The sequence below is a fragment of the Nonomuraea marmarensis genome (assembly GCF_043197025.1).
GTDB lineage: Bacteria > Actinomycetota > Actinomycetes > Streptosporangiales > Streptosporangiaceae > Nonomuraea > Nonomuraea marmarensis.
The window spans coordinates 259,376-286,091 of the sequence record NZ_JBICRM010000001.1 but is presented as its reverse complement, the minus strand read 5'-3'; the positions used below and the strand labels follow the sequence as shown (position 1 = coordinate 286,091).

Sequence of the window (26,716 nt, the reverse complement as noted above, 5' to 3'; positions counted from 1 at the left end):
GAGCGGGACCCGACTGTGTCTGACTGATCGCTCACTCATGAAGCCTCCGAGATGTCGTGGCCGAGGCGGTCGCGCTTGGCCTTGAGGTATCGCTCGTTGTACGGGTTCATGGCCACGGGCATGGGCTCGCGCCCGAGGACCTTGATGCCGTAGCCGTCCATGCCCTTGAGCTTGGCCGGGTTGTTGGTGAGCAGCCGCACCGACTTGACCCCGAGGTCGGCCAGGATCTGCCCCGCGTTGGAGAACTCCCGCGCGTCCACCGGCAGCCCCAGCTCCACGTTGGCGTCGACGGTGTCGCTGCCGTTGTCCTGCAGGCTGTATGCCCTGAGCTTGGCCAGCAGGCCGATGCCCCGCCCCTCGTGGCCACGCAGGTAGACGACCACCCCGCGGCCCTCCTGGGCGATGGCCGACATGGCGTGGTCGAGTTGCACCCCGCAGTCGCAGCGCAGCGAGCCGAACACGTCGCCGGTCAGGCATTCGGAGTGGGCCCTGACCAGGATGTTCTCCCCATCGCCCAGGTCGCCGTAGACGAGTGCCACGTGCTCGCCGCCGTCCAGCGCGCTGGCGTAGCCGTACACCCGCCACATCCCGTACACGTTGGGCAGCCGCGTCTCGGCGACCCTGGTGACCATGCTCTCGGCCCGGCGGCGGTGGTCGACGAGCTGCTCGATCGAGACCAGGGCCAGGTTGTGCTGGTCGGCGAAGCGCCGCAGCTCCGGCAGCCTGGCCATGGTGCCGTCGTCGTTGACGACCTCGGCCAGCGCGCCCGCCGCCGACAGCCCGGCCAGCCTGGCCAGGTCGACCGCCGCCTCGGTGTGGCCGCGCCTGGCCAGCACGCCGCCCTCGTGGTAGCGCAGCGGGAAGATGTGCCCGGGGCGCACCAGCTCGTTGGGCTCGGTGGCGGAGTCGGCGAGCGTGCGGATGGTCCTGGCCCGGTCGGCCGCGGAGATGCCCGTGGTGACACCGTCGCGGGCGTCCACGGTGATCGTGTACGCCGTGCGCATGCGTTCCTTGTTGTGGAAGACCATGAGGGGCAGGCCGAGCCGGTCGAGCTCCTTGCCCTCCATGGCCACGCAGATCATCCCGCTGGTGTGCCTGATCGTGAACGTGCACAGATCCTGCGTGGCCTTGACGGCGGCGAAGATGAGGTCGCCTTCGTTCTCCCGGTTCTCGTCGTCGACGACCACGACGGGCTTGCCGTTGCGAATGTCGTCGATCGCCCGCTCGATCGGGTCGAGCTTGATGTCGCTCATTGCGCCACCGCCACGGCCAGCGGCGACGAGCGGTATTCGCGCAGCCACTTGACGAACCCGATGAGGACCAGCACGAAGAACACCCCGTAGACGGCTCCGGAGACCACCAGCCCCGAGCTGAACGCCAGCGGCACCCCGACCAGGTCCACCGCCACCCAGACGATCCAGAAGTCCACCAGCGCCCGGCCCTGCGCCCAGGTGGCCATCGCGCTGCCGACGAAGATGTAGGCGTCGGCGGCCACCAGGAACGCGCCCTCCGGCAGCGGCACCTGAGCGCCCCACGACAGGCCGGTGACGAAGAACAGCAACCCGACCACGACCGTGCCCACCAGCATGACGCCGATCAGCAGGCCCCGCTCCCACCACTGGGCGGGACGGACGGCCAGTTGCCTGCCGTCCTGCGTGCCACGCCGCCACGCCCACCAGCCGTAGATCGCCAGGCCCGCGAACAGGGCCTGTTTGAGCGCGTTTCCGGTGATGTGCGCGTTGATGGAGGCGATGAACAGCAGCACCGAGCCGGTGAACTGCACCGGCCACGTCCACATCGACTTGCGCATGGCGAGCAGGACCGTCGAGAGGGCGGCGATGTTGCCGACCAGGTCCGTCCAGAGCACGTGCGTGCCGAATATCTCGAATCCGGCGTTGGCCCAGTTCACTGCCTGACCACCAGCCTTTCCACATACTTCGCGATCACGTCGACCTCGATGTTCACCACGTCGCCCACCTGGCGGTCGCCCATGGTGGTCAGCTTCAACGTGGTCGGGATGAGGCTCACGCCGAAGCTTTCGTCGTCAACCGTCGTGACCGTCAGGCTGATTCCGTCGATCGCGATCGAGCCCTTCTCCGCCACGTACTGGCTGAGCGCCTCCGGGAGCGAGAAACGCACGTCGTCCCAGCTCTCGCCGGGGTCTCTCGACAGCAGCACGGCGGTGCCGTCCACGTGGCCCTGCACGATGTGGCCGCCGAGGCGCTGGTCGGCGCGTACGGCCCGCTCCAGGTTCACCGCCGAGCCCTGAGTGAGCCCGCCCAGGGAGCTGCGGTCGAGCGACTCCCTGATCACGTCCACGGTGAACACGTCGTCCTTGACCTCCACGACCGTGAGGCACACGCCGTTGACCGCGATCGAGTCGCCGTGCGTGGCGTCGGAGGTGACGACCGGGCCACGCACCGACAGCCGGGCGCCGCCGCCCGCCTGCTCGATGGCCACCACGTCGCCCTTTTCCTCAATGATTCCGGTGAACATCACTTCTCCCTGCCTGGTTGGGTGGTGGGCCGGGCGATTAGCCGTACATCCGGCCCGATGGGGGAAATATCGTCAAATGTCAGGCGGTGGAGCTCGCCGATCGTCCGCACCCCGGCCGCGCCGAGCGCGGCCCGGCCGGAGCCGAGCAACGCGGGCGCCACGTACGCGACCACGCGGTCGACCAGCCCTTGCCCGATGAACGAGCCGGCCAGCGTCGGGCCGCCCTCCAGGAACACGCTGACCACCTCGCGCGCCGCCAGCTCCCCCAGCAGGGCGGGCAGGTCGAGGCCGGCCGCGTGGCGGGGCAGGCGCAGGAGGTCGGCCTTGAGGTCGGTCTCGACGTCGTCGGCGATGGCGACGAGCGTGGGCGCCTGGTCGTCGAGCACCCTGGCGGACGGCGGCGTCCTGCCATCGGGGTCGACCACGACCCGCAACGGCACGCGAACACCCGTGGCCCGCCGGACGCCCACCTCGTCACCCACCCCCGAGCCGTCTTCGGCGGGCGGGGTGGGGCGGGCGGTGAGGCGGGGATCGTCGGCGAGGACGGTGCCGATGCCCGCGACGATCGCGTCCGAGGCGGCCCGCAGCCGGTGCACGTCGGCCCGCGCCTCGGGCGAGGTGATCCACTGGCTGGTGCCGTCCTCGGCGGCCGACCTGCCGTCGAGGGTGGCGGCGAACTTCCAGGTCACGTGGGACCGGCCGAGCCGAGCGTACGTGAGCCACTCCTCGTTCACCCGCCCGGCCTCCCCGGCGAGGACCCCGGACGTCACCGCGACCCCGCGAGCCCGCAGCCGCGCGGCACCACCGGCGGCCTTCGGATTGGGGTCGGACACCGCGATCACCACTCGCGCGACGCCCGCGTCGAGCAAGGCCTGGCTGCACGGCCCCGTCCGGCCGGTGTGGTCGCAGGGTTCGAGCGTCACGTAGGCGGTGCCGCCGCGCGCCCGCTCCCCCGCCTGCGCCAACGCGACGACCTCGGCATGCGGCCCGCCCGCGTACGCGTGGAACCCCTCACCGGCGACCTCGCCCGCGGCGTCCAGCACGACGCAGCCCACGACGGGGTTGGGGCTGGTGGTGCCGTGTCCGCGCCCGGCCAGCTCGACGGCGCGCGCCATGTGCGCGGCATCCTGCGCGGGAATCTCCACCCGGGTCTCCTACCTGCCAGTAGCTCCAAGCCACGGCGGGCCCCGGGGGATCGATCCATGATGCACGTATGCACCACGGCAGGCGCCCGGCTGGGACACCGGACACCTCGCGCGCTGCCTCCCATCCGGACTTTAACCGTCGGTCCCGGAATTTCACCGAGTCAACCGGCCGATGGCATCGGCCGGGTCGCGGACTGTCACCGCCGGTTCGGACTTTCACCGACCCCGGAGCACGCTAGCTCTTTCTTGCGCTACCAGTTTGCCATGCCCTGAACGGCGCGCGCGACCGCCCCTCCCAACTTAACCAAGCGCTCGCTTCAGGCGGCCATGAGGCGGCGGGCGCGGCGGGCCGCGGGGGCGTACCGGACGTTGGCGGGGACCAGGCCGATCCCGGTGTGCAGCGTGCGCAGCATCGCGGTCGCCCACAGGTCGCCGACCGGCGTGGCGGGCAGCCCGTACAGCCTTCTCGCCCAGCGCGGCAGCGTGGCGAACGCGAGCAGCGTCAGCGCCGGCAGGGCGGGCTTGAGCGGCGTCAGCAGGCGCGGGAGCGGAGCGTTGAACGACAAGCGCAGCGGATGGGCCGCCTCGGGGACGAAGCGCAACCCGGGACGCGCGGCGTCGATGTAGTCGCGCAGTTCGCCCACCGAGCCGGGAACGTCCTCCGGCGCCAGCCCCACCACCTCGGCCACCCGCCGCCACTCCGCGACGAACGTGTCCGCCTCGTCGTCCGACAGCCGCACCCCCGCCCGGCGGGCGACCGACAGGTAGGAGTCGACCTCGCCGACGTGGACCCAGCGCAGCGCGGCGGGTTCGTCGAGGTGGAAGGTGACGCCGGTGTCGGGATCATGGGCGGTCAACGTGGCGTGGATCTTGCGTACGCGGCGTCCGGCCCGCTCGACCTCGGCGCGGGTGCCGTACGTGCGCACGCGTACGAACTCGGTGGTGCGCACGAACCGCGACCAGGCTTCGCCGGAATCCATGAGCGCGGAGTTCTGCAACACGCCGCGCATCGCCCGGGGATGCAGCCCCTGCATCAACAGCGCGCGGAAACCACCGACCAGCAGGATCGGCTCGCCCATCACCCGCCATGTCACCGAACGGGGCCCGAAGATCCCATGGTCGCTCATAAGTGAATGGTTACCCAGGTCATGGCAGGTTCAAGCCCTTTTGCGGGTGGCGGCGGCCCGGAGGGCGTCGATGGCGGCCACCGGGTCCGAGGCGCCGTAGACGGCGCTGCCCGCCACGAACACGTCGGCGCCCGCGTCTGCGCAGCGCTCGATGGTCTCGGCCGTCACTCCCCCGTCCACCTGCAGCCAGACCCGGCCGCCGTGCCGCTCGACGAGCGCCCGCGCCCGGCGCACCTTCGGCAGCACGACATCGAGGAACGTCTGCCCGCCGAACCCCGGCTCCACGGTCATCAGCAGCAGCATGTCGATCTCGCACAGCAGGTCTTCGTACGGCTCGACGGCCGTGGCCGGGTTGAGCGCGAGGCCCGCCCTGGCGCCGAGCGAGCGGATCTCGCGCAGCGTGCGAATCGGGGCCTTGGTCGCCTCCGCGTGAATGGTCACGCTGCCCGCCCCCGCCTCCGCGTAGGGCGGCGCCCACCGATCGGGGTCCGCGATCATGAGATGGCAGTCGAGCGGCGTCGCGGTCGCCTTGCGCAGCGCCTCGACCACCGGCAGCCCGAGGGTCAGGTTGGGCACGAAGTGGTAGTCCATGACGTCGACGTGCAGCCAGTCGGCGTTGGGGACGGCGGCGGCCTCATCGGCGAGCCGGGCGAAGTCTGCGGCGAGGATGCTGGGCGAGATCTGTACGGGCATGATGCGGCAAGTCTAGTGAACGGCCTGTGCCCGCCTCGCCCAGGACATCAGCCCGAGCCTGATGAACGTCACCGGTGCCCCCAGTTGCACCCAGAGCGACAGCAGCGCGTATCCGAGGTACCTGGTCATGCCGGTCTGGGGCAGCGGTTCGCGCTGGGCGTACCAGATGCGACCTCCAGCGCCACCGTCTCCCGCTCCACGCGATTGCCGCCGCTCGTCAGGCTGAACTAGCAGGGACCTCCCACGGGATGGGTCAGGAACGCTTGCGGAGCAGGGCCAGGAACATGGCGTCCGTGCCGTGCCGATGCGGCCAGAACTGGGCGTGCGGCCCGTCACCCAGGCCGTCCACCTCGGGCAGGTAGTCACGCGCGTCGAGTTGCTCGACGTCGCCCCTGCGCCCGACGACGTCGCCGACCACGACCCGGGTCTCGGCCAGGTGCGGCGAGCAGGTGACGTACGCCACGACGCCACCGGGACGCACGGCGTCCAGCGCGCTGTCGAGCAGCCGTCGCTGCAGCTTGCCCAGCTCGGCGATGCCGGCCGGATCGCGCCGCCATCGGGCCTCGGGCCGCCGACGCAACGCGCCGAGCCCGGTGCAGGGGGCGTCGAGCATGACCCGGTCGAACACGCCCTGCCGCCACGCGGGCTCGGTGCCGTCCGCCGTCACCACGGACGCGTCCCTGGTGGTCTGCCAGACCAGCCGCGCCCGATGCGGCTGCACGTCGGCGGCCAGCAACCGCGCCCCACCTGGAAACGCCTCGGGAACGGGCACGTCAGCGCTCCCACGAGCCGGCTCGGGAGTCGCCTCGGCGGTGGATCGCCGGGCGCCGTCGGCCGGCCCAGCGAGATCGCCATAGGTGGCGATGGCGTCGAGCAGCCCCGCCTTGCCGCCGGGCCCCGCGCACATGTCGAGCCACAACTCCTCGCCGTCCGCATCGACCGGCACCCGGGTCAGCGCGAGCGTCACCAGCTGGCTGGCCTCGTCCTGCACCGCGGCCCGCGTCTCGGCCACGGCCCCGATCTGGCCGGGGTCGCCTTCGCGCAGGTAGGCCGCGTACGGCGAGTAGCGGCCTGGAAGGGCGCCGAAGTCTTCGAGCTCCTCCACCGAGCTGCGCCCAGGCCGCGCCACCAGCGTCACCAGGGGCCGCGCGTTGTCGGCATCCAGGAGATCGGCCAGCTCGTCGGAGCCGCCCAGGGCGTCGCGGAAGGCCGAGACGATCCACCTGGGATGCCCGTAGGCGACGGCGAGGTGGCCGACGGGGTCGTCGGCCGGGTCGGGTGCGACGATGGGCACCCATTCTTCGAGCGTCCTCGAGCCGATCTTGCGCAGGACCGCGTTGACGAACTTGGCCGCGCCGGGACCGATGCGCAGGCGTACGAGATCGACGGTGGTGCCGACGGCCGCGTGCGGCGGGACGCGCATGCGCAGCAGCTGGTGCGCGCCCAGCCGCAGGGCGTCGCGCACGTCGGGGTCGGGGGCGCGGTCGCTGCACATCTCGATGACGGCGTCGTAGGTGCCGAGCCCGCGCAGCGTCCCGTACGCGAGCTCGGTGGCCAACGCCGCGTCGCGACCCTTGATGCCGCGCTCGCGCAGGAGGCGCGGCAGGAGCAGATTGGCGTACGCGTCGCGCTCGTCAACGGCCCGCACGACATCGAAGGCCGCGTTGCGCGCCTGGTCGCGCGCCGGTCTCCGCGTACGGCTCGCACCGCCCCTGCCTCCGGCCCCCTGGCCCCCCTTTGTCTTCATCCCCTCAGACTTTCCTCATGGTTTGGGCGGCATCCTGTCGAGCACTTCGCCCAGCAGCGCCTTGACGTCGACCATGCCGGTCTTGAGCTCCCTGACGTCCGTCTTGAGCTCTCCGACGTCCGTCTTGAGGATCGCAACGTCCGTCTTGAGCTCCCCGAAGTCCGTCTTGAGGATCGCAACGTCCGTCTTGAGCTCCCCGACGTCCGTCTTGAGGATCGCAACGTCCGTCTTGAGCTCTCCGACGTCCGTCTTGAGTATCGCGACGTCCGTCTTGAGCTCCTTGACGTCGGCCTCCAGCACGGCGACACGGCTGCCGAGGGTGTCCAGCTTCTGCCCCAACTGCACGGTCACGCCGAGGGCCTTGTCGGCCTTCTGCTCGATCCGCCCGGCCTTGCCCTCCAGCTTCTGCAGGGACAGCTCCATCCGCATGGTGCGGCGGTTGACCTCGCGAACGTCATCACGGGTGTCGCCAAGGACCTTGAACGCGATGTCCTGGTCTTCGCGGAGATTATCCATCCGCTCGATGATCGCGAGCGCTTCGTTACGGGTTGTAGTCATGGCGTCGATGTTACCGGCTGCATCATGATCGACACGCTCAGTCATTGAAGGTCTCTTTACCCTCTAGGCGAGCCCCGCGAGCCCACTCCACGGCCCCCATCACCCGCTTCCCCTGCGGCTGCACCTCGCCCAATTCCACCGCATCGGTAGCCGTCCCGACCAGCACCTTCGTCTTCGAGGCGGCGATCTCCCCCGGCGCCAGCCGCTCCTGGGAAGCCCGCACCGGCCCGAGCTTCACCCGCTGCCCGCGGAACTCGCTCCACGCCCCAGGGTTGGGAGTGCAGGCCCGGATCAGCCGGTCGACGTGCATGGCGGGCGCGGCCCAGTCGACCTGGGCGTCGTCGACGGAGATCTTGGGCGCGACGGTCACCCCGTCGGCCGGTTGCGGCCGGGCCTCCAGAGTGCCGTTCTCGATGCCGTCCAAGGTGGCGGCGAGCAGCCCCGCCCCCGACACCGCCAGGCGCTCCAGCAGCGACCCGCTCGTGTCGGACGGGTGGATCTTCTCGGTGACCACGCCGTAGACGGGCCCGGCGTCCAGCTCCTTGACGATCTGGAACGTCGTGGCTCCGCTGATCTCGTCGCCGTGCAGGATCGCGTGCTGGACGGGCGCGGCCCCGCGCCAGGCGGGCAGGATCGAGAAGTGCAGGTTGACCCATCCGCGCCGGGGCACGTCGAGCGCCGACTGCGGCAGCAGGGCGCCGTACGCGACCACGGGGCAGCAGTCGGGCTCCAGGCCGCGCAGCCGTTCGAGGAAGACCGGGTCACCGGCTTTCAACGGCCGCAGCACCTCGATGCCCGCCTCCTCCGCGAGCTCGGCCACGGGGGACGGGTGGACCTTGCGCCCCCGGCCCGACTGGGCGTCGGGGCGGGTGACGACCGCCACCACGTCGTGCCGCGGCGAGTCGATCAGGGTCCGCAGCGACGGAAGTGCCGTCTCCGGTGTGCCCGCGAAGACCAGACGCATGCTCTCAGAGCGCCTTTCCGCCGGTGGCATGGGGCGAGGCCTTGATCACGGGGGCGGCCAGGCCGCTCCATTCGGCCTCGCGGACGGCCTTCATGGCCAGCTTGCGCTGCTTGGGATCCATCCGGTCGATGAACAGGATGCCGTCGAGGTGGTCGGTCTCGTGCTGGAAGCACCTCGCCATCAGGTCGGTGCCCTCCAGCGTGATCGGCTCGCCGTACATGTCGAAGCCCTTGGCGACGGCGCGGATGGCGCGCGGCGTCGGGAACGACAACCCGGGGAAGGACAGGCAGCCCTCCTCGCCCTCCTCATCGAGCTCCGGCGACAGGTCGAGGTCGGGGTTGATCAGGTGGCCGAGCTGCTCGTCCACGTAGTAGGTGAACACCCGCAGCCCGACGCCGATCTGCGGAGCCGCCAGGCCCGCCCCAGGCGCGTCCATCATCGTGTCGCTGAGGTCTTTGACCAGCTTGCGCAGCTCCTTGTCGAAGTCGACGACCGGGGCCGCCGGGGTGCGCAGCACCGGGTCTCCGAACAGCCGGATCGACTGGATCGCCAAGGGGGTCACTCCGTTTCTCAAGCATGGATCAGCCCAGTTTAGTGGACCCCGTTACCGTCGGCGGCCCGCCGGAGGCACAGCCCCGTCAGCCGCGCTGGGCCGCCGGACGCGGGCCGCCGTGTTCCAGCGAGCGCGCCTTCATCGCGGCCTTGCGGGCGGCCTTGACCACGGCCTGGTCGTCGTGGGCGGTGGCGAGCATGTCGAGCACGGCGATCGTGTCGGGGTGCCCGACCGCCGGCATCTCACCGACCAGCTTGATCAGGTCTTCTCCCGGCTCGGGCGTGTCGAGCCGGCCCGCGGCGGGACCCGACAGGTGCATGAGGGCGGCCAGCGAGTCGACCGCGATCCAGGTGTGGTCCTCGGGGCTGAGCGGCGGGGCGTCGAGGTCGCGGATGTGCAGCCAGGAGGCGGCGTAGCGGCGCATCAGCGGGTCGTCGAGGGCCTGCCTGACGGGGGCCTCGGCCTCGGGCCCCAGCTCTTCGAGGATGGCTCCGACCGTGCCGCGCTGGCCGGCCGTGCCGGAGGCGGCTATCTCGATCAGGTCGCGGGCGGCCGAGTCGGGCGAGCGGCGCTCCAGCCAGCCGGCCACGGCGCTCTGCGTGGCCGAGCCCTTGACCAGGGCCGCCACCAACTCGGCCGCGGACAGGTCGGCGAACACCTGCACCTCGGCCGCCGTCGGCGCGTCGTGCCCCTCGCGCAGCAGGTCGCGGCGGATGGCCCAGACCCCGAGCGGGGTGAGCGCGGTGCGGCCCGCGGCGGTCTGCTCGACCAGGCCGCAGTAGGTCAGCAGTGACAGCGCTTCGAGCAGCTCGGCGGGCAGCGCGGCGGCGAGCCTGCGCATCTCGACGGGGCCGGGGGCGCAGGCGACCTCGTGGGACTGGAGGATGCCTCTGGCGAGGTTGGCGGTGGCGACGCCGGAGCGTACGGAGTAGATCGTGGCGAGCATCTCGGCCAGGTGGCCGTCGACCACGGCGGAGCCCGTCAGGCCCGCGTCGGCGCGGTCGAGCACGTCCATGACCACGCCGTCCCAGAACTCCAGGGTGGCCTCGACCGTGAGCCGCATCGACAGCGGCCCTCTAGAAGTGCGCCCGCCCAGAATCTGGAGCAGTCCGGTGTTGACGGCCACGATCCAGACCAGGCGGAGCCGGGAGGCGGGCAGGCCGAGCTCCGCGACCGCGCCCTCCGCATCGGCCTCGGACAGGTGCCCTTCGGCGGTCACCTGGCGGGTGCCCGTCCAGGTCGTGAGACGGATGGCGTCGGCCACGAGCGGCACCACCGGGACCGCCGCGGCCAGCTCGGCGTCGGCCGCCAGCAGGACCGGCGGGAACGTCAGCGCCTCGTGCTCCACAGGAGCCTCCTCAGGAGGCCGTGAGGGCACGGCAGCCTGCTCATCGATCAGCTTGCGCAGCTCGGCGAGGTCGAAGACGTTGTTGGCCACCCACGAAACTTACTGCACACGAGTCACAAGAGCGTACTCAACGGATGGCTCGGGAGCGGGCTTTGAACGCGGCCTTGCGCGCCGCCTTGGCCACCGTGCCGTCGGGAATGGAGCGTCCGAGCAGCTCCAGAACCTCGACCACATCGGGGTGGTCGACCCGCCACATCTCCTCGATCATGTGGGCGGGCGGGCCGGAGGCGGCCATGTTCTCGGCGAAGATCTCGGGGTCCTCCTCGGCCGCGGGCATCGCCAGCGCGAGCATGTCGACGCTGACCCAGAGCAGCTCCTCCTGGGTGAGCGGCGGCGCGGGCAGCCCTCTGGCGGCCAGCCAGTGGATGGCGTGCGGCCGCAGCTCCTGGTCGTCGAGGTAGCCGCGCACCTGCGGCTCGGCCGCGGCTTCGAGCCGGTCGACGATAGTGATCGCGATGCCGCGGGCCACGGCGGGCGCGCCAGAGGCGGCGGCCAGCAGCTCGGCCGCGGCCTCACCGGGCGCCCTGCCGGTCAGCCAGCGGCTGATGTCGTGCTCGGCGAACTCGGTCGGCACGCCGTCGAGCAGCCCTTCGATGAGGCCTAGCGCATCGGCCTCGGCCAGGTCGGGGGCCTGCGGGGCATCGAGCCCGAGCGACAGGTAGTGCTCACGCAGCCCCCAGACGGCCAGGGACGTCAGCTCGGCGTCGTCGCCGGTGACCTGGATCATGCCGTGCCAGGCCAGCCGGTCGAGCACCGCGGCCAGGTCGATCTCGCCGTCGTCGGCGAGCTCGCCGAGGTAGTCGCCGATCACGGTGACGGGCACCCGCACCTGCAGCCTGTAGAGCAGGTCGAACAGGTCGTAGAGCCCCTCGTCGAGCTCGGCCGAGCCGGTGACGGCGCCGCCCGTGCCGGGTTCGAGCAGGCGGGCGACGCTCGCCGCCCAGGCGGCCAGCGGGTCGCCGTGCGGCGGCTGCCCGGCCAGCATCGGTACGCCGCCCAGCGCGGCGACCAGGTCCTCCGCCGAGGCCAGCCGTACGGCGGGCAGCGGCGTGCACCCCGGGCAGTCGCAGGGCGCCTCGCCCAGGTCGGGCACCTCGCCGGAGGGGATGGCGATCGACTGCTCGAGCGACTCGGGGCCGATGGAGCTGAACAGGCTCTTGGCCATGCCGAAGTTCGCCGGGTCGGCGAGGGCCTCGCTCATCCGCGGCGCGATGCCGTCGAGCCGGTCACGCATCCGCGCCGCCGCCGTCTCGCCCACCTCGCCCGCCTCGCTGAGGTAGGCGATCAGGGTACGGGCGGCGGCGACGGTCTCCTGCGCGCTCTCCGGCGGCGCGATGACCTTGCGCGGATAGATGGACAGCAGCAGCTCGTCGAAGGTCTCGGGGGTGAAGTCACCCAGCTCGTTGACGTTGAGGTAGTCGCTGGCGTAGTCGCAGAGCAGGCGGACCTCGTCCGCGTCCACTTCGACTTCCCGCGTGCGCCCCCAAGCACGCAGGTCGTCGATGGCCTGGTTCACCCATTCGATCGACACAGGGGCACGCTAACGGCTGGTCTCCAGATGAGCGAATCGGGGAAACGGTCTAAATCAGGTCGAGGGGGTCGACACTGACCCTCACGACATCTGGTGTCTTACGCGCCGCACGTACCCCACTGGCCCCTTTGAGCGCGGCGGCCAGCGCGGCGCCGCCACCGCGGCGCACCCGGATCATGGCGCGTTCCTGACCGGACTCGTCCACGGGCACAGGGCCCAGCACCTGGGCGTCGGGCGGGAGGCGTACCTCGTCGAGCATCTGCCTGACCGCGCTCGCCGCGCCGGTGAGCGTCGCCATCCGCACCGCCGGGGGGAAGCCCAGCTCGGCCCGGTCGCCGAGCTCGCGCTCGGCGTGCGTGACGGGGTCCCACCGCAGCAGGGCCTGTACGGCGGGCAGCGCGGCGTCTCCGAGCACCACCAGCTCGGCGGCGGGGCGGAGCAGGGCGGCGGCGTTCATCCACCGGCGCACCGTCTCCTCGGCGGCCCGCAGGTCGGCCCGGCCGAGCAGCGCCCAGGCGTCCAGCAGCACGGCCGCCGCATAACCGCCGTCGGCCACGGGCTCCGCGCCCGGGGTGGCCACGACCAGGGCGCGGGTGGACGGAACGGTGGCCAGGACGCCGTCGCGGCCCGACGTGCGCACCGATACGGATGGGAAGGCCCTGCCGAGCTCCTCCGCCGTACGCCTGGCGCCGGTGACCACGGCCCGCATCCTGGGGCTGCCGCAGGACGGGCACCGCCAGTCGGCGTCGATCCGGCCGCACCAGCGGCAGTAGGGGGCCGCGTGACCGCCTCTGAGCGCGAGCGGGCCATGGCACAGCAGCTCCCCGGGCGCTGCGCCCAGCGGAATCGTCGTCGTCGCGTGGCCGCCTGCCTGGGCGCGCAGGTGCGGGGCGAGGCCGGCCGTGCGGGTGGGAGGCAGGACGCAGCGGGCGGGGGCGCGGCAGTGCTGGCAGGCCAGGGCGGGGAGATAGCCGCGCCTGGGCACCTGTACCAGCACGGGGCCGCTCTCCAGGCCCTGGCGCAGGGCCCGCCAGGCGATGCTGGGCAGCCTGGCCTGGCGTGCGGCCTGGTCCTTGGCCAGTTCCGCGTCCTCGCCCGCGGGGCGTACCCGGGGGGCGAGGCTCCTGATCGTCGTACGGGCGGCCACGATCGGCCTGGCCCAGCGGCCGGCGATGAGCTGGGTGGCCTCGGCGGTACGCGCGTAGCCGCCGATCAGCATGGCCGCGCCGGTCCTGAGGGCTCTGAGGCCCAGCACCTCGCGGGCGTGCGGGTAGGGGGCCAGGCGTTCCGCGTGCAGGTCGTCGCCGTCGTCCCAGATGGCCACCAGGCCGAGCTCCGCGACGGGGGAGAACATGGCGGCCCTGGTGCCGGCAACGGCCCGTACCTGCCCTCTCAGCACCTTCAGCCACCGCCGGTAGCGCTCGGCCGGGCCGAGGTCGGCGGTGAGCGCCACGTGCCGGCCGGGGCCGAGCACCCGCTCGAGCTCGCCGTCCGCCAGCGCCACGTCCTTGCCGTCGGGGACCACGACGACCGCTCCCCTGCCGCCGTCCAGCGTCGCCCGCACGGCCTCGGCCATCGCCCGCGCCCACCCTCCGCCACCGGGCAGAGCCGACCACACGGCGCGGGGCGCACGCCCCTTGCGCAGCGCGTCGAGGAACGAAGAGCCGGTCGGGTACGCGTCCCACGCGCTCTCGGAGCCCCCGGTCGCGGGAGCCTCTGAAGCACCGCCGGGCTCGGGGGGTTCAGCGGCGGCGGCTGGTTTGTCCGGTTTCGGGGCCTCCGACTCGGCCTTGGCGTGGCGGGGTGGGATGGCCAGGCGGAGCACGTCGGTCAGGGTGCCCGCGTACCGGTCGGCGACCGCCCTGGCCAGCCCGGCGATCTCCGGCGTGAGCACTCGCTCGGCGGACACCACCCGTTCGAGCGGCGTCAGCCTGCCCTCGTGATCGCTCTCGCTGACCCGTTCCAGCAGGAACCCGTCGACCAGCTTGCCCGCGAACCGCACCCGCACCCGCACCCCCGCCTCGGCCGTCTCGTGCATCGAGGCGGGCACCAGGTAGTCGAAGGGGCGGTCGAGGTGGGGCAGCGGGCTGTCCACGGCCACCCTGGCCACCGGCCGCTCGGGAGCGGGAACGGGCGCCCCCTTGGTGTCCTTCGACGACGCTGGGGGCCGCACGGCGTCGAGCGGCAGGAGGGCGTCGTCGGAGTCGGTCACGCATAACGTCTACCAGACCGCACCGCCCGGAACGCCCGCCGCCCGAGACGTGACCAACGCCGCGGAAACGGCGATCGCCGCACCCCACCTGGTGGGATGCGGCGATTGTGCAAGCGGGTCACAGACCCGCGGCACCACGAACGTGACACCGCGAGCCAGAGGCAATGCAACAGCCAAGCCCGCGTTGGGCTCGCGGTCCCGGGGACACCCTCGAATCGAGGGCCGTCACCGACGAAGCAGGGTCCGCACCACCGAAGCCGTGTCGTCAGAGCCCGGCGGCGGTCCGCAGGGCCTCGGCGCGGTCGGTCGACTCCCAGGAGAAGCCCTCGCGGCCGAAGTGCCCGTAGGCGGCGGTCTCCGAGTAGATCGGGCGCAGCAGGTCGAGGTCGCGGATGATGGCGGCTGGACGCAGGTCGAACACCTGGAGAACGGCGGTCTGGATCTGCTCCACCGGCAGCTTCTCCGTGCCGAAGCACTCCACGAACAACCCCACCGGCTGGGCCTTGCCGATCGCGTACGCCACCTGCACCTCGCACCGGTCGGCGAGCCCGGCGGCGACGACGTTCTTGGCGACCCAGCGCATCGCGTAGGCGGCCGAGCGGTCGACCTTGGACGGGTCCTTGCCGGAGAAGGCACCGCCACCGTGGCGGGCCATGCCGCCGTAGGTGTCGATGATGATCTTGCGACCGGTGAGCCCGGCGTCGCCCATCGGACCGCCGATCTCGAAGCGGCCGGTCGGGTTGACCAGCAGGCGGTAGCCCTCGGTGTCGATGTCGAGGCCCGAGATCACGGGGTCGACCACGTGCTCCTTGATGTCGGGCGTCAGCATCTCCTTGAGGTCGATCTCGGCCGCGTGCTGCGTGGAGACGACCACGGTGTCGAGGCGGACCGGCGTGTCACCGTCGTACTCGATGGTGACCTGGGTCTTGCCGTCGGGACGCAGGTAGGGGACCGTGCCGCTCTTGCGCACCTCGGACAGGCGCTGGGCCAGCCGGTGGGCCAGCATGATCGGCAGCGGCATCAGCTCGGGGGTCTCACGGCAGGCGTAGCCGAACATGAGGCCCTGGTCTCCCGCGCCCTGCCGGTCGAGCTCGTCGATGTCGCCGTCGATCCGGTGCTCGTAGGCGTCGTCGACGCCCTGGGCGATGTCCGGCGACTGCGCGCCGATGGACACCGACACGCCGCACGAGGCGCCGTCGAAGCCCTTGTGGGAGGCGTCGTAGCCGATTTCCAGGATCTTCTCCCGGATGACGCCGGGAATGTCGACGTAGGTCTCGGTCGTGACCTCGCCTGCGACGTGGACCTGGCCGGTAGTGATCATCGTCTCGACGGCGACCCGGCTCTTGGGGTCGTCCTTGAGCATGGTGTCGAGAATCGCGTCACTGATCTGGTCGGCGATCTTGTCCGGGTGGCCCTCGGTGACCGACTCGGAGGTGAACAGGCGACGTGACAACTCAGTGGCTCCTCATGCAGCGGCTGCTGACGGATGTAAGGCCCGGGGCGGATGGGCATGCCTGGGCTTCGCCGAAGTCTAGCCCTACCCGGTGCCGGGTCGCGAAACCGTCCACCATCTGTCTCCCATCACAGCTCGGGCAGGGGGTCGGGCGGCAGGGTCTCCGGCGCGAAGATCTCCGCGTCGGCGGCCGCCACCACCGCGGCGTACTCCTCATCGAACTCGAACGCCATCAAGCCCAGCTCGAGGATCGGTCCAGGCATGATGGGGCCGAGCCTGGTGTACCGCGGGAACTCCGCGAACACCGAGACCGGCCGATCACTCCTGAGCGTCCTGGTGGCCAGCACCGATATAGCCGAGTCGGTGACCACGATCAGGAAGTTCCCCGTCCCCGTCGGCCCCACGGATAACGCGGGAAAGACGTAGTGGATCTCCCCTTGGTCGCCGAGCAATGTTCTACAACGATCCCTGACAGCAGAACCCACCGGCATTCCGTCCCCCTTCGCCCCAAGTATCCGCAGGCGCGCGGGGGTGTCGCAATATGTGATCGAGAAATCGGTCTTACACGCTTTGTACGTTGTACGGGTTTGCATCCCATTCGTGGTACGTACGTGATGCATGGTAGACGCGAGGTGGATCTCTCAGGAGAGGCGTGCCGCGACGAGGTCCCACACGGCGTCGGCCACGTCATCCTTGGGCCCGAACGGCACCTCGACCGGATCACCGCCCGCCACGAGCACGGTGGCCGCGTTGTCGGGAGTGCCGAAGGCGAGGCCCTCCCCCACCTGGTTGACGACCAGCAGGTCACAGCCCTTGCGGGCGAGCTTGGCCTGCCCGTTGGCGAGCACGTCGTGCGTCTCGGCCGCAAACCCGACGATCACTTTCGGGTACGCCCCCTCGGCCCCGGTGGGGACGCCCGCACCCGATGGGACGCCCGCGTCCGGTGCCGTGGCCCGGGCCTGGCGGCGGCGTTCGCCGAGTTCGGCGAGGATGTCGGGATTTTTCGTCAGATGGATGGGCGCAGGCTCGCCATCCGTCTTCTTGATCTTCTCATCGTGCCGCGTCGCGGGCCGGAAGTCGGCCACCGCGGCGGCCATCACCACCACGTCGGCGTCACCCGAGGCGGCGAGCACCGCCTCGCGCAGCTCGGCCGTCGACTCCACCCGCACGACTTTCGCCCCGGCGGGATCGGCCAGCGAGATGTTCGCCGCCACTACGGTCACCTCGGCGCCCCTGGCGACGGCGGTGCGGGCCAGGGCGTACCCCTGCAATCCCGACGAACGGTTGCCGATGTAGCGCACCGGGTCGATCGCCTCGCGGGTGCCGCCCGCGGAGACGACCACCTTCCGCCCGGCCAGGTCGCGCGGCCGGCCGCGCAGCACGAGCAGGCAGACCTGGAAGATCTCGGCGGGGTCGGGCAGGCGTCCCGGGCCGGTGTCGGCGCCGGTGAGCCGTCCCACGGCCGGGTCGATCACGACGGCGCCACGCGAACGCAGCGTCTCGACGTTGGCGCGGGTGGCGGGGTGCTGCCACATCTCGGTGTGCATCGCGGGCGCGAACACGACCGGACATCGGGCGGTCAGCAACGTGTTGGTGAGCAGGTCGCCGGCCAGCCCGTGCGCCGCCTTGGCGAGCACGTCGGCGGTCGCGGGCGCCACCACGACGAGGTCGGCCTGCTTGCCGATCCGCACGTGGGGCACCTCGTGAACGTCGTCCCACACCTCGGCCGTCACGGGATGGCCCGACAGGGCGGCCCAGGTGGGCTCGCCCACGAACTTCAGGGCCTCGCGGGTCGGCACGACCCGCACCTCATGCCCCGACTCGGTGAACAGGCGCAGCAGCTCGCAAGCCTTGTACGCGGCGATGCCGCCGCTGACGCCCAGGACGACCTTCATCGAAGGGGTCAGACCGCGCCTTCGATGGGCTCGGCGTTGAGCAGGCCCTCGGAGACCTCACGCAGCGCGATGGACAGCGGCTTCTCCTGGGCGTGCGTCTCGACCAGGGGCCCGACGTATTCCAGCAGGCCCTCGCCGAGCTGGGAGTAGTAGGCGTTGATCTGGCGAGCGCGCTTGGCGCCCATGATCACCAGGGAGTATTTGCTGTCGACGATGTCGAGCAGCGCGTCGATCGGCGGGTTGGTGATGCCCTCCGCGGCCGGGGTGGTGCCTGCCACGATTGTCAGACCTCTCGGTTGGTGGTTGTCGTGACCCCCTGAGGGTCAGTCATCAAGGCTATCAGCCGATGGCACACGTCTTGGACACTCGTGTTCACCAATGTGAGGTCGAACTCCGACTCCGCGGCCATCTCGATCCGCCCCGCCTCCAGGCGGCGCGCGATGACGTCCTCGGGCTCGGTGCCGCGGCCGCGCAGCCGCTTCTCCAGCTCCTCCCAGGTGGGCGGGGCCAGGAACACCAGCAGGGCCTCCGGCATGCTGCGCCGCACCTGCCTGGCGCCTTCGAGGTCGATCTCGAGCAGCGTCGGCACGCCCTCGGCGAGCTTCTTCAGTACGGGCACACGCGGCGTGCCGTAGCGGTTGCCCGCGAACTCCGCCCACTCCAGCAGCTCGCCGGCCGCGACGAGCCGGTCGAACTCCTCGCCGTCGACGAAGAAGTAGTGGACCCCGTTGACCTCACCGGGCCGGGGCCTCCTGGTGGTCACCGAGACCGACAGCCACACCTCGGGGTGTGCCCGCCGGAACTCGGCGACGACCGTGGACTTGCCGACGCCCGACGGCCCTGAAAGGACCGTCAGCCGCCTTTCGCTCAAGGGCGGGAAGCCGACCTCCGCTCCCGATCCGACTGCCTCGTGGGCACTGACTTCGCCGGACCAGGACCTGTCGGTCACTTCCTACCCCCCGTTGAACCTGCGCTTTCGTGTGGAACAGAGATTAGCTCTCGTTGCCACCGAACTCGCGCTCGAGGGAAGCCCTCTGGTTCGCGCCGAGACCCCGCACGCGGCGGGACTCGGCAATGGCAAGCCGCTCCATGAGCTGCTTGGCGCGGACCTTGCCGACGCCAGGGAGCGATTCCAACAGGGCCGACACCTTCATCTTGCCGATGACGTCGTCGGTCTGCCCATCCTTGAGCACCTCAGCCAGAGAAACCGCGCCATGCTTGAGCCGGTTCTTGACCTCGGCACGCTCTTTACGGGCCTTGGCAGCCTTCTCCAGGGCTGCGGCGCGCTGCTCAGGGGTCAGTGGAGGAAGAGCCACGCCGGGTCACCTCGAATTTCTGTCGATGTACGCGGACGGGAAGGGAAACTAGCTGGTCATCGCCCCCTAAGCAACGTCAAGAGCGGTTTCTCTCCTCACAAAATCCACTTCATCACTCTCCGTATTCGTAAAATCACATTGTGCTGATCAAATCGCCCTCACTTCCCGCTTCACGCGTCGGCGTACGACGGTGTCGCGAAACGCAACGATGATCGCATTCCAGTCACGGGTCGATGTCCGAAACCCGGCCCGCACCTGGGCCGAAACCCGAATCCGAAGTGGCGTGCTACGGCCTGCACGGATACCTTATGATCTTGTGAACGGACCCGGAACCGGCGGCATCGGCACGCCCGTGAAGGCACCGCGAACGGGCGCGGCCAGGGTGACGATTCACCACGGCCGGGGTCAAGTGTGCGCTTCGTCACGGCGAGCGCCACGTGAGCCTTCACGACCGGCCATGACAGCCGGAGACCAGCGTCGGCGCGTGCGGGCAACTCGGCTCGCGTAAAAGATGGTCCTCACCCAGTGCGGCGGGCGAGGACCAGTGGAGGCCGGCCGTGACGGCGACGAGCAACCAGACGCAGTGGGGAGCCTATGGGACGTGGCGGCGCAGGGAGGCGGCTATGGCGGCGGCGGCCGCGCCCGGGTCGGCGGCGCCCGTGATGGGGCGGCCGATGACCAGCAGGTCCGCCCCGTCCGCCAGCGCCTGCTCCGGCGTGGCCACCCGCACCTGGTCCTGCATGGCGGCCCCCGTCGGCCGCACGCCCGGCGTGATGAGGGTGATCCCCGCCCCCACCTCCGCCCGCAGCGCCGACACCTCGTTGGGCGAGCACACCAGCGCCGTGGCCCCCGCCTCCACCGACAAGGCCGCCAGGCGGCGCACCGCGTCGTCGGCGGGCCCGGCGAGCCCGATGCGGCTCAGGTCGGCCTCCGTCAGGGACGTCAGGATGGTCACGGCGGCGATCTGGGTGTTGGACGCGGCGGACTCCACCGCGGCCCTGATCATGGCGGGCCCGCCGGCGGCGTGCACCGTGAGGATCGCCGGGCGCAGCCGGGACACGGCGCGGGAGGCGCCGGCGACGGTGTTCGGGATGTCGTGCAGCTTGAGGTCCAGGAACACCTGCACGCCGCTGGCGCCCCGCACGGAGGCGATCACGTCGGGACCGTAGCGGAGATAGAGCTCCAGGCCCACCTTGACCGTGCTGACGTGCGGCGTCACCAGGGCCGCCCACCGGGCGGCGGTCTCCAGGTCGGGCGCGTCGAGGGCGACGGCGATGGGTGCGGGAGTCAAAAGGTGCCCTCCTCGGAATCGCGAGTCAACGAATCGGTGGTCACGGGGTGCTCTCCTCGGAATCGACCAACAGGTGCCGGGGCGCGCTCCCCGGCGGGCGGTGTGCCAGACCGACGGCGTCGGCCAGCCGCTGGAAGCCGCGCGCCCTCAGGAGGTCCTCGAGCTCGCGTTCGATGCGCAGGCAGGCATAGGGGTCGTGGAACAGCGCGGTGCCCACTCCGACCACGCAGGCGCCCGCCAGGACCAGCTGGAAGGCGTCCCTGCCGCTCATCACGCCGCCGATGCCGATCAGCGGCACCCCGGGGAGGGCGGCGTGGACCTGCCACACGCACCGTACGGCCAGCGGCAGGATGGCCGGCCCCGACAGCCCGCCGGTCACGGCGGCGAGCGAGGGCCGCAGCGCCTCGGTGTCGATGGCCATGCCCAGCGGGTTGTTGATCATGGACAGCGCGTCGGCCCCGGCGTCCACGCAGGCCCGCGCGACGGACACGATGTCGGCCACGTCGGGGGCCAGCTTGGCGACGACCGGCACGTCGTACCGCATGATGGAGCGCACGGAGGCGATCACCTCGGCCGCCGCGCTGCCCTCGCGGGCGAAGACGCGGCCGCGGTCCTCCATGTTCGGGCAGGAGAGGTTGACCTCCAGTGCGGTGACCCCGGGCGCGTCGGCGAGCCTGCGGGCCAGCTCGGAGTATTCGGCGACGGTGCCGCCGCCGATCGAGACGATGGTCTTGATGCCCCTCTGGGCCAGCCAGGGCAGCTCGCGCTCCAGGAACGCGTCGATGCCAGGCCCCTGCAGCCCGACGGCGTTCAGCAGGCCCGAGGGCGTCTCGGCCATGCGCGGCGTGGGACGCCCGGCCCGGGGCGCCATGGTGATCGAGCGGGTGGTGAGCGCGCCGAGCCGGTGCAGGTCGAAGAACTGGGCCAGCTCCCGCCCCGAGGCGGCGCAGCCGGCGGCGGTGGTGATCGGGTTCGCGAGCTCCACGTGCGCCAGGAATGTACGCATATCAACTGACATGTCGTGCACCGCCCCCGGGGGCGCCGAGCGCGTCGAACGGGATCGTTCCCACGTCCTCGAACCGCACCCGCTCCCCCCGGAACACCGGCCCCTCAGCGCACGCCCTGACCATCCTGGTCACCCCGTCGTCCCCGATGACGGGCAACACGCACGTCATGCACACCCCGATGCCGCAGGCCATCGACTCCTCGACGGCCACCTGCACCGGGATGTCGAACTCCATCCCCACCGCCGTCACCGCCCGCAGCGTCTCCATGGGCGCGCAGGCGTAGACGGCGTCGGCCCGCGCGTCGGCGATCACCGAGGGCAGCGCGTCGGTGACCTTGCCGCGCAGGCCCAGCGAGCCGTCCTCGGTCGTCAATGTCGTGGTCTGGGCCATCCTGCGGGCCCGCATCGCCCCGAACACCCGCTCGGCCCCCGCCCCGCCCAGCACGAAGTCCACCCGGCAGCCCCGCGCCAGCAGCGCGTCGGCCAGCGGGAACAGCACGGCGGAGCCGTACTCGGCGCCGACCAGCACGCAGTTCGCGGGGTCGCGCGGCAGCGGAAAAGGGCGCCCGAGCGGCCCGACCAGGTCGAGCGTGTCACGGGCGCGCCGCTCGGCCAGCCAGGCCGTGCCGGGCCCGCCGCTGGTGAAGACCAGCTCGACCGTGCCGCCGTAGTCGGACTTGACGTCGTGGATGGAGAACGCGCGGCGCGTCACCATCGAGGTGTGAGCCCCGCCGACCGCCACGGAGACGAAGTGACCGGGGCGGTAGCGCTCGGCGATGCCGGGCGCCACCACCGTCAGCGCATGATAGGCGTCGACCCGGCGCGTCGTCAGCACCGTGCCCGTCACCTGCACCGGAGTGCCGGCCAGCCGTCTTCACCTCCCGTGCGGGGTCAGCCCCGGAGTGCCTGCGCGTGCTCCTGGAGCGACCGTACGCCCACGTCGCCGCGCACGATCGCCTGGATGCCCGCGGCCGCCGCGGCCAGCCCGGCGACCGTGGTGATGCACGGGATGCCGCGCAGCACCGCGGCGGTGCGGATGTCGTAGCCGTCGAGCCGCGGCCCGGACTGTCCCGGGCTGCCGAACGGCGTGTTGACGATCAGGTCGACCTCGCCGTCGAGAATGCTCTGCACGCTCGTAGGCTCACCTCCGGGCCCTGGTCCCTCGCTCTGCTTGCGCACGATCTTGGCATGGACGCCGTTGCGGCGCAGCACCTCGGCTGTCCCCTCGGTGGCCAGGATCTCGAACCCGAGATCCGCCAGTGCCTTCACAGGGAAGATCATCGCACGCTTGTCCCTGTTGGCCACGGACACGAACGCGCGTCCCTTGGTCGGCAACTCGCCGTAGGCCCCGGCTTGGGACTTCGCGTACGCGATCCCGAAGAACTCGTCGATGCCCATGACCTCGCCCGTGGAGCGCATCTCGGGCCCGAGCACGGTGTCGACGCCCCGGAACCGGTTGAACGGCAGCACGGCCTCCTTGACCGCGATGGACGCGTCCAGCGGCAGCGTCCCGCCGTCTCCCGTGGCGGGCAGCATGCCCTCCTCCCGCAGGGCGGAGATCGACGTGCCGAGCATCAACCGGGCCGCCGCCTTGGCCAGCGGCGCCGCGGTGGCCTTGGACACGAACGGGACCGTACGGCTGGCGCGCGGGTTGGCCTCCAGGACGTACAGGACGCCGGCGGACATGGCGTACTGGACGTTCAGCAGCCCGCGCACGCCGACCCCCGCGGCGATGGCCTCGGTGGCGGCGCGGATGCGCTTGATGTCGTTGCCGCCGAGCGTGATGGGCGGCAGGGCGCACGCCGAGTCGCCCGAGTGGATCCCGGCCTCTTCGATGTGCTCCATGACGCCGCCCAGGTAGAGCTCCTCGCCGTCGTAGAGCGCGTCCACGTCGATCTCGATGGCCTCGTCCAGGAACTTGTCCACCAGCACCGGATGGCCGCCCTCCTGGGCCGCCATGTACGTGGTCAGCGTCTCGTCGTCGTACACGATGGCCATGCCGGCGCCGCCGAGCACGTACGAGGGGCGTACCAGCACGGGGTAGCCGATCTCCTCGGCGATCTCCAGTGCCTCCGGCACGGTGAGCGCGGTGCCGTGCTTGGGCGCGGGCAGGCCCGCCTCGGCCAGCACCCGGCCGAACGCGCCGCGTTCCTCCGCCAGGTGGATGGACTCGGGCGAGGTGCCGACCACGGGCACGCCCGCGTCCTTGAGCGCCTGCGCCAGGCCGAGCGGCGTCTGCCCGCCGAGCTGCACGATCACGCCCGCGACCGGACCCGTCTGCTGCTCGGCGTGCACGACCTCCAGGACGTCCTCCAGCGTGAGCGGCTCGAAGTAGAGCCGGTCGGAGGTGTCGTAGTCGGTCGAGACGGTCTCGGGGTTGCAGTTGACCATGACGGTCTCGAACCCGGCCCTGGACAGCTCGAACGATGCGTGCACGCACGCGTAGTCGAACTCGATGCCCTGCCCGATGCGGTTGGGCCCGGAGCCGAGGATGATCACCTTCGGCCGCTCGCCGTAGGGGACCTCGCTCTCCTCGTCGTAGGTCGAATAGAGGTACGGCGTCTTCGCGGCGAACTCGGCGGCGCACGTGTCCACCGTGTTGTAGACCGGCCGCAGCCCGAGCGCGTGCCGCAGGTCGCGCACCCTGGCCTCGTCGATGCCGCGGATCTCGCCGATCTGCGGGTCGCTGAACCCGTGGTGCTTGGCGCGCTGGAGCACCTCCGCGGTCAGCTCGGGCGCGTCGGCGACCGCCTCGGCCTCCTCGTGCAGCAGGAAGAGCTGATCGATGAACCATGGGTCCACGTTGGTGGCCTCGAAGAGCTCCTCGGCCGTCGCGCCTGCCCAGATGGCCTGCTGCATCGTACGCAGCCGCCCGTCGTGCGGGGTGCGGCACGCGTCGAGCAGTTCGGCCTTCTCCCCGGGCGAGCCCGCCCAGGAGAAGGACGCGTCCTTCTTCTCCAGCGACCTCAGCGCCTTCTGCAGCGCTTCGGGGAAGGAGCGGCCGATGGCCATGGCCTCGCCCACGGACTTCATGTGCGTGGTGAGCGTCTGGTCGGCCCCGCGGAACTTCTCGAACGCGAAGCGAGGCACCTTCACCACGATGTAGTCGAGCGTCGGCTCGAAGGAGGCCGGGGTCTCCTTGGTGATGTCGTTGGGGATCTCGTCGAGCGTGTAGCCGATGGCCAGCTTGGCGGCGATCTTCGCGATCGGGAACCCGGTGGCCTTGGAGGCCAGCGCTGAGGACCTGGACACGCGCGGGTTCATCTCGATGACGATCATGCGCCCGGTGCGCGGGTCGACCGCGAACTGGATGTTGCACCCGCCGGTGTCTACGCCGACCTCGCGGATGACGGCGATGGCGACGTCGCGCATGTTCTGGTATTCGCGGTCGGTCAGGGTCAGCGCGGGCGCGACGGTCACGCTGTCGCCGGTGTGCACGCCCATGGGGTCGATGTTCTCGATGGAGCAGACGATGACCACGTTGTCATGCTTGTCACGCATGACCTCCAGCTCGTACTCCTTCCAGCCGAGGATCGACTCCTCCAGGAGCACCTCGGTGGTCGGAGAGGCGTCGAGCCCGGAGCCGGCGATGCGCCGCAGGTCCTCCTCGGTGTAGGCGAACCCGGAGCCGGCGCCGCCCATGGTGAACGACGGGCGTACCACCAGCGGGTAGCCCAGCTCACCCGCCGCGGCCAGGCTCTCGTCCATCGTGTGGCAGATGACCGACCTGGCCGACTCGGCGTTGAGCCCGTGCTCGCGGACGACCTTGGCGACGATCTCCTTGAACCGCTCGCGGTTCTCCCCCGCCTGGATCGCGTCGAAGTCGGCCCCGATCAGCTCGACCTCGTACTTCTCCAGCACGCCCGACTCGTGCAGCGCCACGGCCGTGTTGAGCGCGGTCTGGCCGCCCAGTGTGGGCAGCAGCGCGTCGGGCCGCTCCTTGGCGATGATCTTCTCGACGAACTCGGGGGTGATCGGCTCCACGTACGTGGCGTCGGCGAACTCGGGGTCGGTCATGATCGTCGCCGGGTTGCTGTTGACGAGCACGACGCGGAACCCCTCGGCCCGCAGCACCCGGCACGCCTGGGTGCCCGAGTAGTCGAACTCGCACGCCTGACCGATCACGATCGGCCCCGAGCCGATCACCAGGACTGACCTGATGTCCTCACGCTTGGGCACGGCTCATGACCTCACAGAACTCGTCGAAAAGGTATGCCGCGTCATGGGGCCCGGCCGCGGCCTCCGGGTGGTACTGGACACTGAAGGCCCGCCCCTCGAGCAGGCGCAGCCCTTCCACGCAGCGGTCGTTGAGGTTGACGTGACTGACCTCGGCCTGCCCGTACGGGGTGTCGAAAGGCCCGTCCAACGGCGCTTCCACGGCGAATCCGTGGTTGTGCGCCGAGATCTCCACCTTCCCGGTGCGCACGTCCTGGACCGGCTGGTTGACCCCCCGGTGCCCGTAACGCAGCTTGTACGTGGAAAGCCCCAGAGCCCGCCCGAACAGCTGGTTGCCAAAGCAGATCCCGAAAAATGGCACTTCGGCGCGCAGCACACCCTGAAGCGCCGAGACGTCCGCCGTGGCCGGGTCGCCCGGCCCGTTGGAGAAGAAGACGCCGTCCGGCTCGACCGCCATGATCTGATCGAAGGTCGCGTCAGCGGGCAACACGTGCACCTCGCAGCCGCGTTCGGCCATCCGGTGCGGCGTCATGCCCTTGATGCCCAGGTCCACGGCGGCCACGGTGAACTGCTTCGCACCGATCGCGGGCACGACGTAGGGCTCGGTGGTGGCCACCTCGGCGGCCAGGTCGGCGCCCTCCATGCGGGGCGACCGGCGTACCCGCTCGACGAGGTCCTCCACCGGCTCGGAAGGCGCGGTGAAGATGCCGGCGCGCATGGCGCCGCGCTCGCGCAGGTGGCGGGTGAGCGCGCGGGTGCCGGGGATCGCGATGCCGACGACGCCCTGCTCCTTGAGGTAGTCGTCGAGCGATCGGTTGGCCCGCCAGTTGGAGACGACCCTGGACGGCTCGCGCACGACGTAGCCGGCGACCCAGACGCGCGCGGACTCGGGGTCCTCGTCGTTGACGCCGGTGTTGCCGATGTGCGGCGCCGTCATGGCGACGATCTGCCGGTGGTAGGACGGGTCCGTGAGGGTCTCCTGGTAGCCGGTCATGCCGGTGTTGAAGACCATTTCGCCGAACGTCTCACCGTCGGCGCCGTACGGAGATCCCTGGAAGACGCGGCCGTCCTCCAGGACGAGCACCGCCACTCGGGGGGCTTCGCCCCCCAAGTACCCCCCGGAAAGCGAGGAGCCGCTACGCGGC

Annotated in this window: 24 protein-coding genes and 1 riboswitch; all 24 genes read right to left on the bottom strand. The window is 71.1% G+C overall.

The features are described 5' to 3' along the window. Positions 1-35: 35 nt before the first annotated feature. A complete protein-coding gene (locus tag ACFLIM_RS01460) occupies positions 36-1,253 on the bottom strand; it encodes a bifunctional 3,4-dihydroxy-2-butanone-4-phosphate synthase/GTP cyclohydrolase II (RefSeq protein WP_393160995.1) in 1,218 nt (405 codons plus the stop codon). Then, complete coding sequence (locus ACFLIM_RS01455; RefSeq protein WP_393160993.1) at positions 1,250-1,909, bottom strand: nicotinamide mononucleotide transporter family protein; 660 nt, start codon at positions 1,907-1,909, stop codon at positions 1,250-1,252. The genes ACFLIM_RS01460 and ACFLIM_RS01455 overlap by 4 nt, the downstream gene beginning before the upstream one ends. Continuing rightward, the gene (locus tag ACFLIM_RS01450; protein ID WP_393160991.1) at positions 1,906-2,496 is read right to left on the bottom strand and encodes a riboflavin synthase; all 591 of its coding nucleotides are present in this window, start codon (positions 2,494-2,496) and stop codon (positions 1,906-1,908) included. The genes ACFLIM_RS01455 and ACFLIM_RS01450 overlap by 4 nt, the downstream gene beginning before the upstream one ends. Beyond that, positions 2,496-3,641, bottom strand: a complete 1,146-nt coding sequence (gene ribD / locus ACFLIM_RS01445; protein ID WP_393160989.1) for a bifunctional diaminohydroxyphosphoribosylaminopyrimidine deaminase/5-amino-6-(5-phosphoribosylamino)uracil reductase RibD — start codon at positions 3,639-3,641, stop codon at positions 2,496-2,498. Before ribD ends, ACFLIM_RS01450 begins: the two co-directional genes overlap by 1 nt. 107 nt (positions 3,642-3,748) lie before the next feature. After that, positions 3,749-3,879, bottom strand: a riboswitch (FMN riboswitch). A gap of 79 nt (positions 3,880-3,958) precedes the next feature. Next, on the bottom strand, positions 3,959-4,768 hold the full coding sequence (locus ACFLIM_RS01440; RefSeq protein ID WP_393160987.1) for an oxygenase MpaB family protein: 810 nt from the start codon (positions 4,766-4,768) through the stop codon (positions 3,959-3,961). A gap of 30 nt (positions 4,769-4,798) precedes the next feature. After that, the gene (rpe, locus tag ACFLIM_RS01435) at positions 4,799-5,461 is read right to left on the bottom strand and encodes a ribulose-phosphate 3-epimerase (protein WP_393160985.1); all 663 of its coding nucleotides are present in this window, start codon (positions 5,459-5,461) and stop codon (positions 4,799-4,801) included. 253 nt (positions 5,462-5,714) lie between these two features. Next, entirely contained in the window at positions 5,715-7,208 is a 1,494-nt protein-coding gene (locus ACFLIM_RS01430; RefSeq protein WP_393160983.1) for an RsmB/NOP family class I SAM-dependent RNA methyltransferase, read from the bottom strand. 15 nt (positions 7,209-7,223) lie between these two features. Beyond that, complete coding sequence (locus tag ACFLIM_RS01425; protein WP_393160981.1) at positions 7,224-7,766, bottom strand: hypothetical protein; 543 nt, start codon at positions 7,764-7,766, stop codon at positions 7,224-7,226. A gap of 37 nt (positions 7,767-7,803) precedes the next feature. Continuing rightward, the gene (gene fmt, locus ACFLIM_RS01420) at positions 7,804-8,730 is read right to left on the bottom strand and encodes a methionyl-tRNA formyltransferase (protein WP_393160979.1); all 927 of its coding nucleotides are present in this window, start codon (positions 8,728-8,730) and stop codon (positions 7,804-7,806) included. 4 nt (positions 8,731-8,734) lie between these two features. After that, positions 8,735-9,283 (bottom strand): peptide deformylase, encoded by a 549-nt coding sequence (gene def, locus ACFLIM_RS01415; RefSeq protein ID WP_393160977.1) that lies wholly within the window; start codon positions 9,281-9,283, stop codon positions 8,735-8,737. Positions 9,284-9,368: 85 nt separating this feature from the next. Next, entirely contained in the window at positions 9,369-10,721 is a 1,353-nt protein-coding gene (locus ACFLIM_RS01410; protein ID WP_393160975.1) for a hypothetical protein, read from the bottom strand. Between the two features lie 37 nt (positions 10,722-10,758). After that, positions 10,759-12,222: a hypothetical protein gene (locus ACFLIM_RS01405; RefSeq protein ID WP_393160973.1), complete on the bottom strand. Its 1,464-nt coding sequence runs from the start codon at positions 12,220-12,222 to the stop codon at positions 10,759-10,761. A gap of 49 nt (positions 12,223-12,271) precedes the next feature. Then, a complete protein-coding gene (locus tag ACFLIM_RS01400) occupies positions 12,272-14,434 on the bottom strand; it encodes a primosomal protein N' (RefSeq protein WP_393160971.1) in 2,163 nt (720 codons plus the stop codon). A 265-nt stretch (positions 14,435-14,699) separates the two neighbouring features. Continuing rightward, entirely contained in the window at positions 14,700-15,887 is a 1,188-nt protein-coding gene (metK, locus tag ACFLIM_RS01395) for a methionine adenosyltransferase (RefSeq protein WP_393160969.1), read from the bottom strand. 128 nt (positions 15,888-16,015) lie between these two features. Then, on the bottom strand, positions 16,016-16,378 hold the full coding sequence (locus ACFLIM_RS01390; RefSeq protein WP_393160967.1) for a hypothetical protein: 363 nt from the start codon (positions 16,376-16,378) through the stop codon (positions 16,016-16,018). Positions 16,379-16,528: 150 nt separating this feature from the next. Beyond that, positions 16,529-17,782 carry a bifunctional phosphopantothenoylcysteine decarboxylase/phosphopantothenate--cysteine ligase CoaBC gene (gene coaBC / locus ACFLIM_RS01385; protein ID WP_393160965.1) on the bottom strand — a complete coding sequence of 418 codons (1,254 nt, stop codon included), beginning with the start codon at positions 17,780-17,782 and terminating at the stop codon, positions 16,529-16,531. Positions 17,783-17,790: 8 nt separating this feature from the next. After that, entirely contained in the window at positions 17,791-18,060 is a 270-nt protein-coding gene (gene rpoZ / locus ACFLIM_RS01380; protein WP_043638590.1) for a DNA-directed RNA polymerase subunit omega, read from the bottom strand. 5 nt (positions 18,061-18,065) lie between these two features. Next, complete coding sequence (gmk, locus tag ACFLIM_RS01375; RefSeq protein ID WP_393160963.1) at positions 18,066-18,653, bottom strand: guanylate kinase; 588 nt, start codon at positions 18,651-18,653, stop codon at positions 18,066-18,068. Positions 18,654-18,774: 121 nt separating this feature from the next. After that, on the bottom strand, positions 18,775-19,098 hold the full coding sequence (gene mihF, locus ACFLIM_RS01370; RefSeq protein WP_020541698.1) for an integration host factor, actinobacterial type: 324 nt from the start codon (positions 19,096-19,098) through the stop codon (positions 18,775-18,777). Positions 19,099-19,690: 592 nt separating this feature from the next. Further along, positions 19,691-20,389: an orotidine-5'-phosphate decarboxylase gene (gene pyrF / locus ACFLIM_RS01365; protein WP_393160961.1), complete on the bottom strand. Its 699-nt coding sequence runs from the start codon at positions 20,387-20,389 to the stop codon at positions 19,691-19,693. A 40-nt stretch (positions 20,390-20,429) separates the two neighbouring features. Further along, positions 20,430-21,407, bottom strand: a complete 978-nt coding sequence (locus ACFLIM_RS01360) for a dihydroorotate dehydrogenase (protein WP_344985232.1) — start codon at positions 21,405-21,407, stop codon at positions 20,430-20,432. Continuing rightward, a complete protein-coding gene (locus tag ACFLIM_RS01355) occupies positions 21,397-22,263 on the bottom strand; it encodes a dihydroorotate dehydrogenase electron transfer subunit (RefSeq protein ID WP_393161587.1) in 867 nt (288 codons plus the stop codon). The genes ACFLIM_RS01360 and ACFLIM_RS01355 overlap by 11 nt, the downstream gene beginning before the upstream one ends. A 23-nt stretch (positions 22,264-22,286) precedes the next feature. Beyond that, on the bottom strand, positions 22,287-25,574 hold the full coding sequence (gene carB, locus ACFLIM_RS01350) for a carbamoyl-phosphate synthase large subunit (RefSeq protein WP_393160959.1): 3,288 nt from the start codon (positions 25,572-25,574) through the stop codon (positions 22,287-22,289). Next, on the bottom strand, positions 25,561-26,655 hold the full coding sequence (gene carA, locus ACFLIM_RS01345; protein ID WP_393161585.1) for a glutamine-hydrolyzing carbamoyl-phosphate synthase small subunit: 1,095 nt from the start codon (positions 26,653-26,655) through the stop codon (positions 25,561-25,563). The genes carB and carA overlap by 14 nt, the downstream gene beginning before the upstream one ends. Between the last annotated feature and the right edge of the window lie 61 nt (positions 26,656-26,716).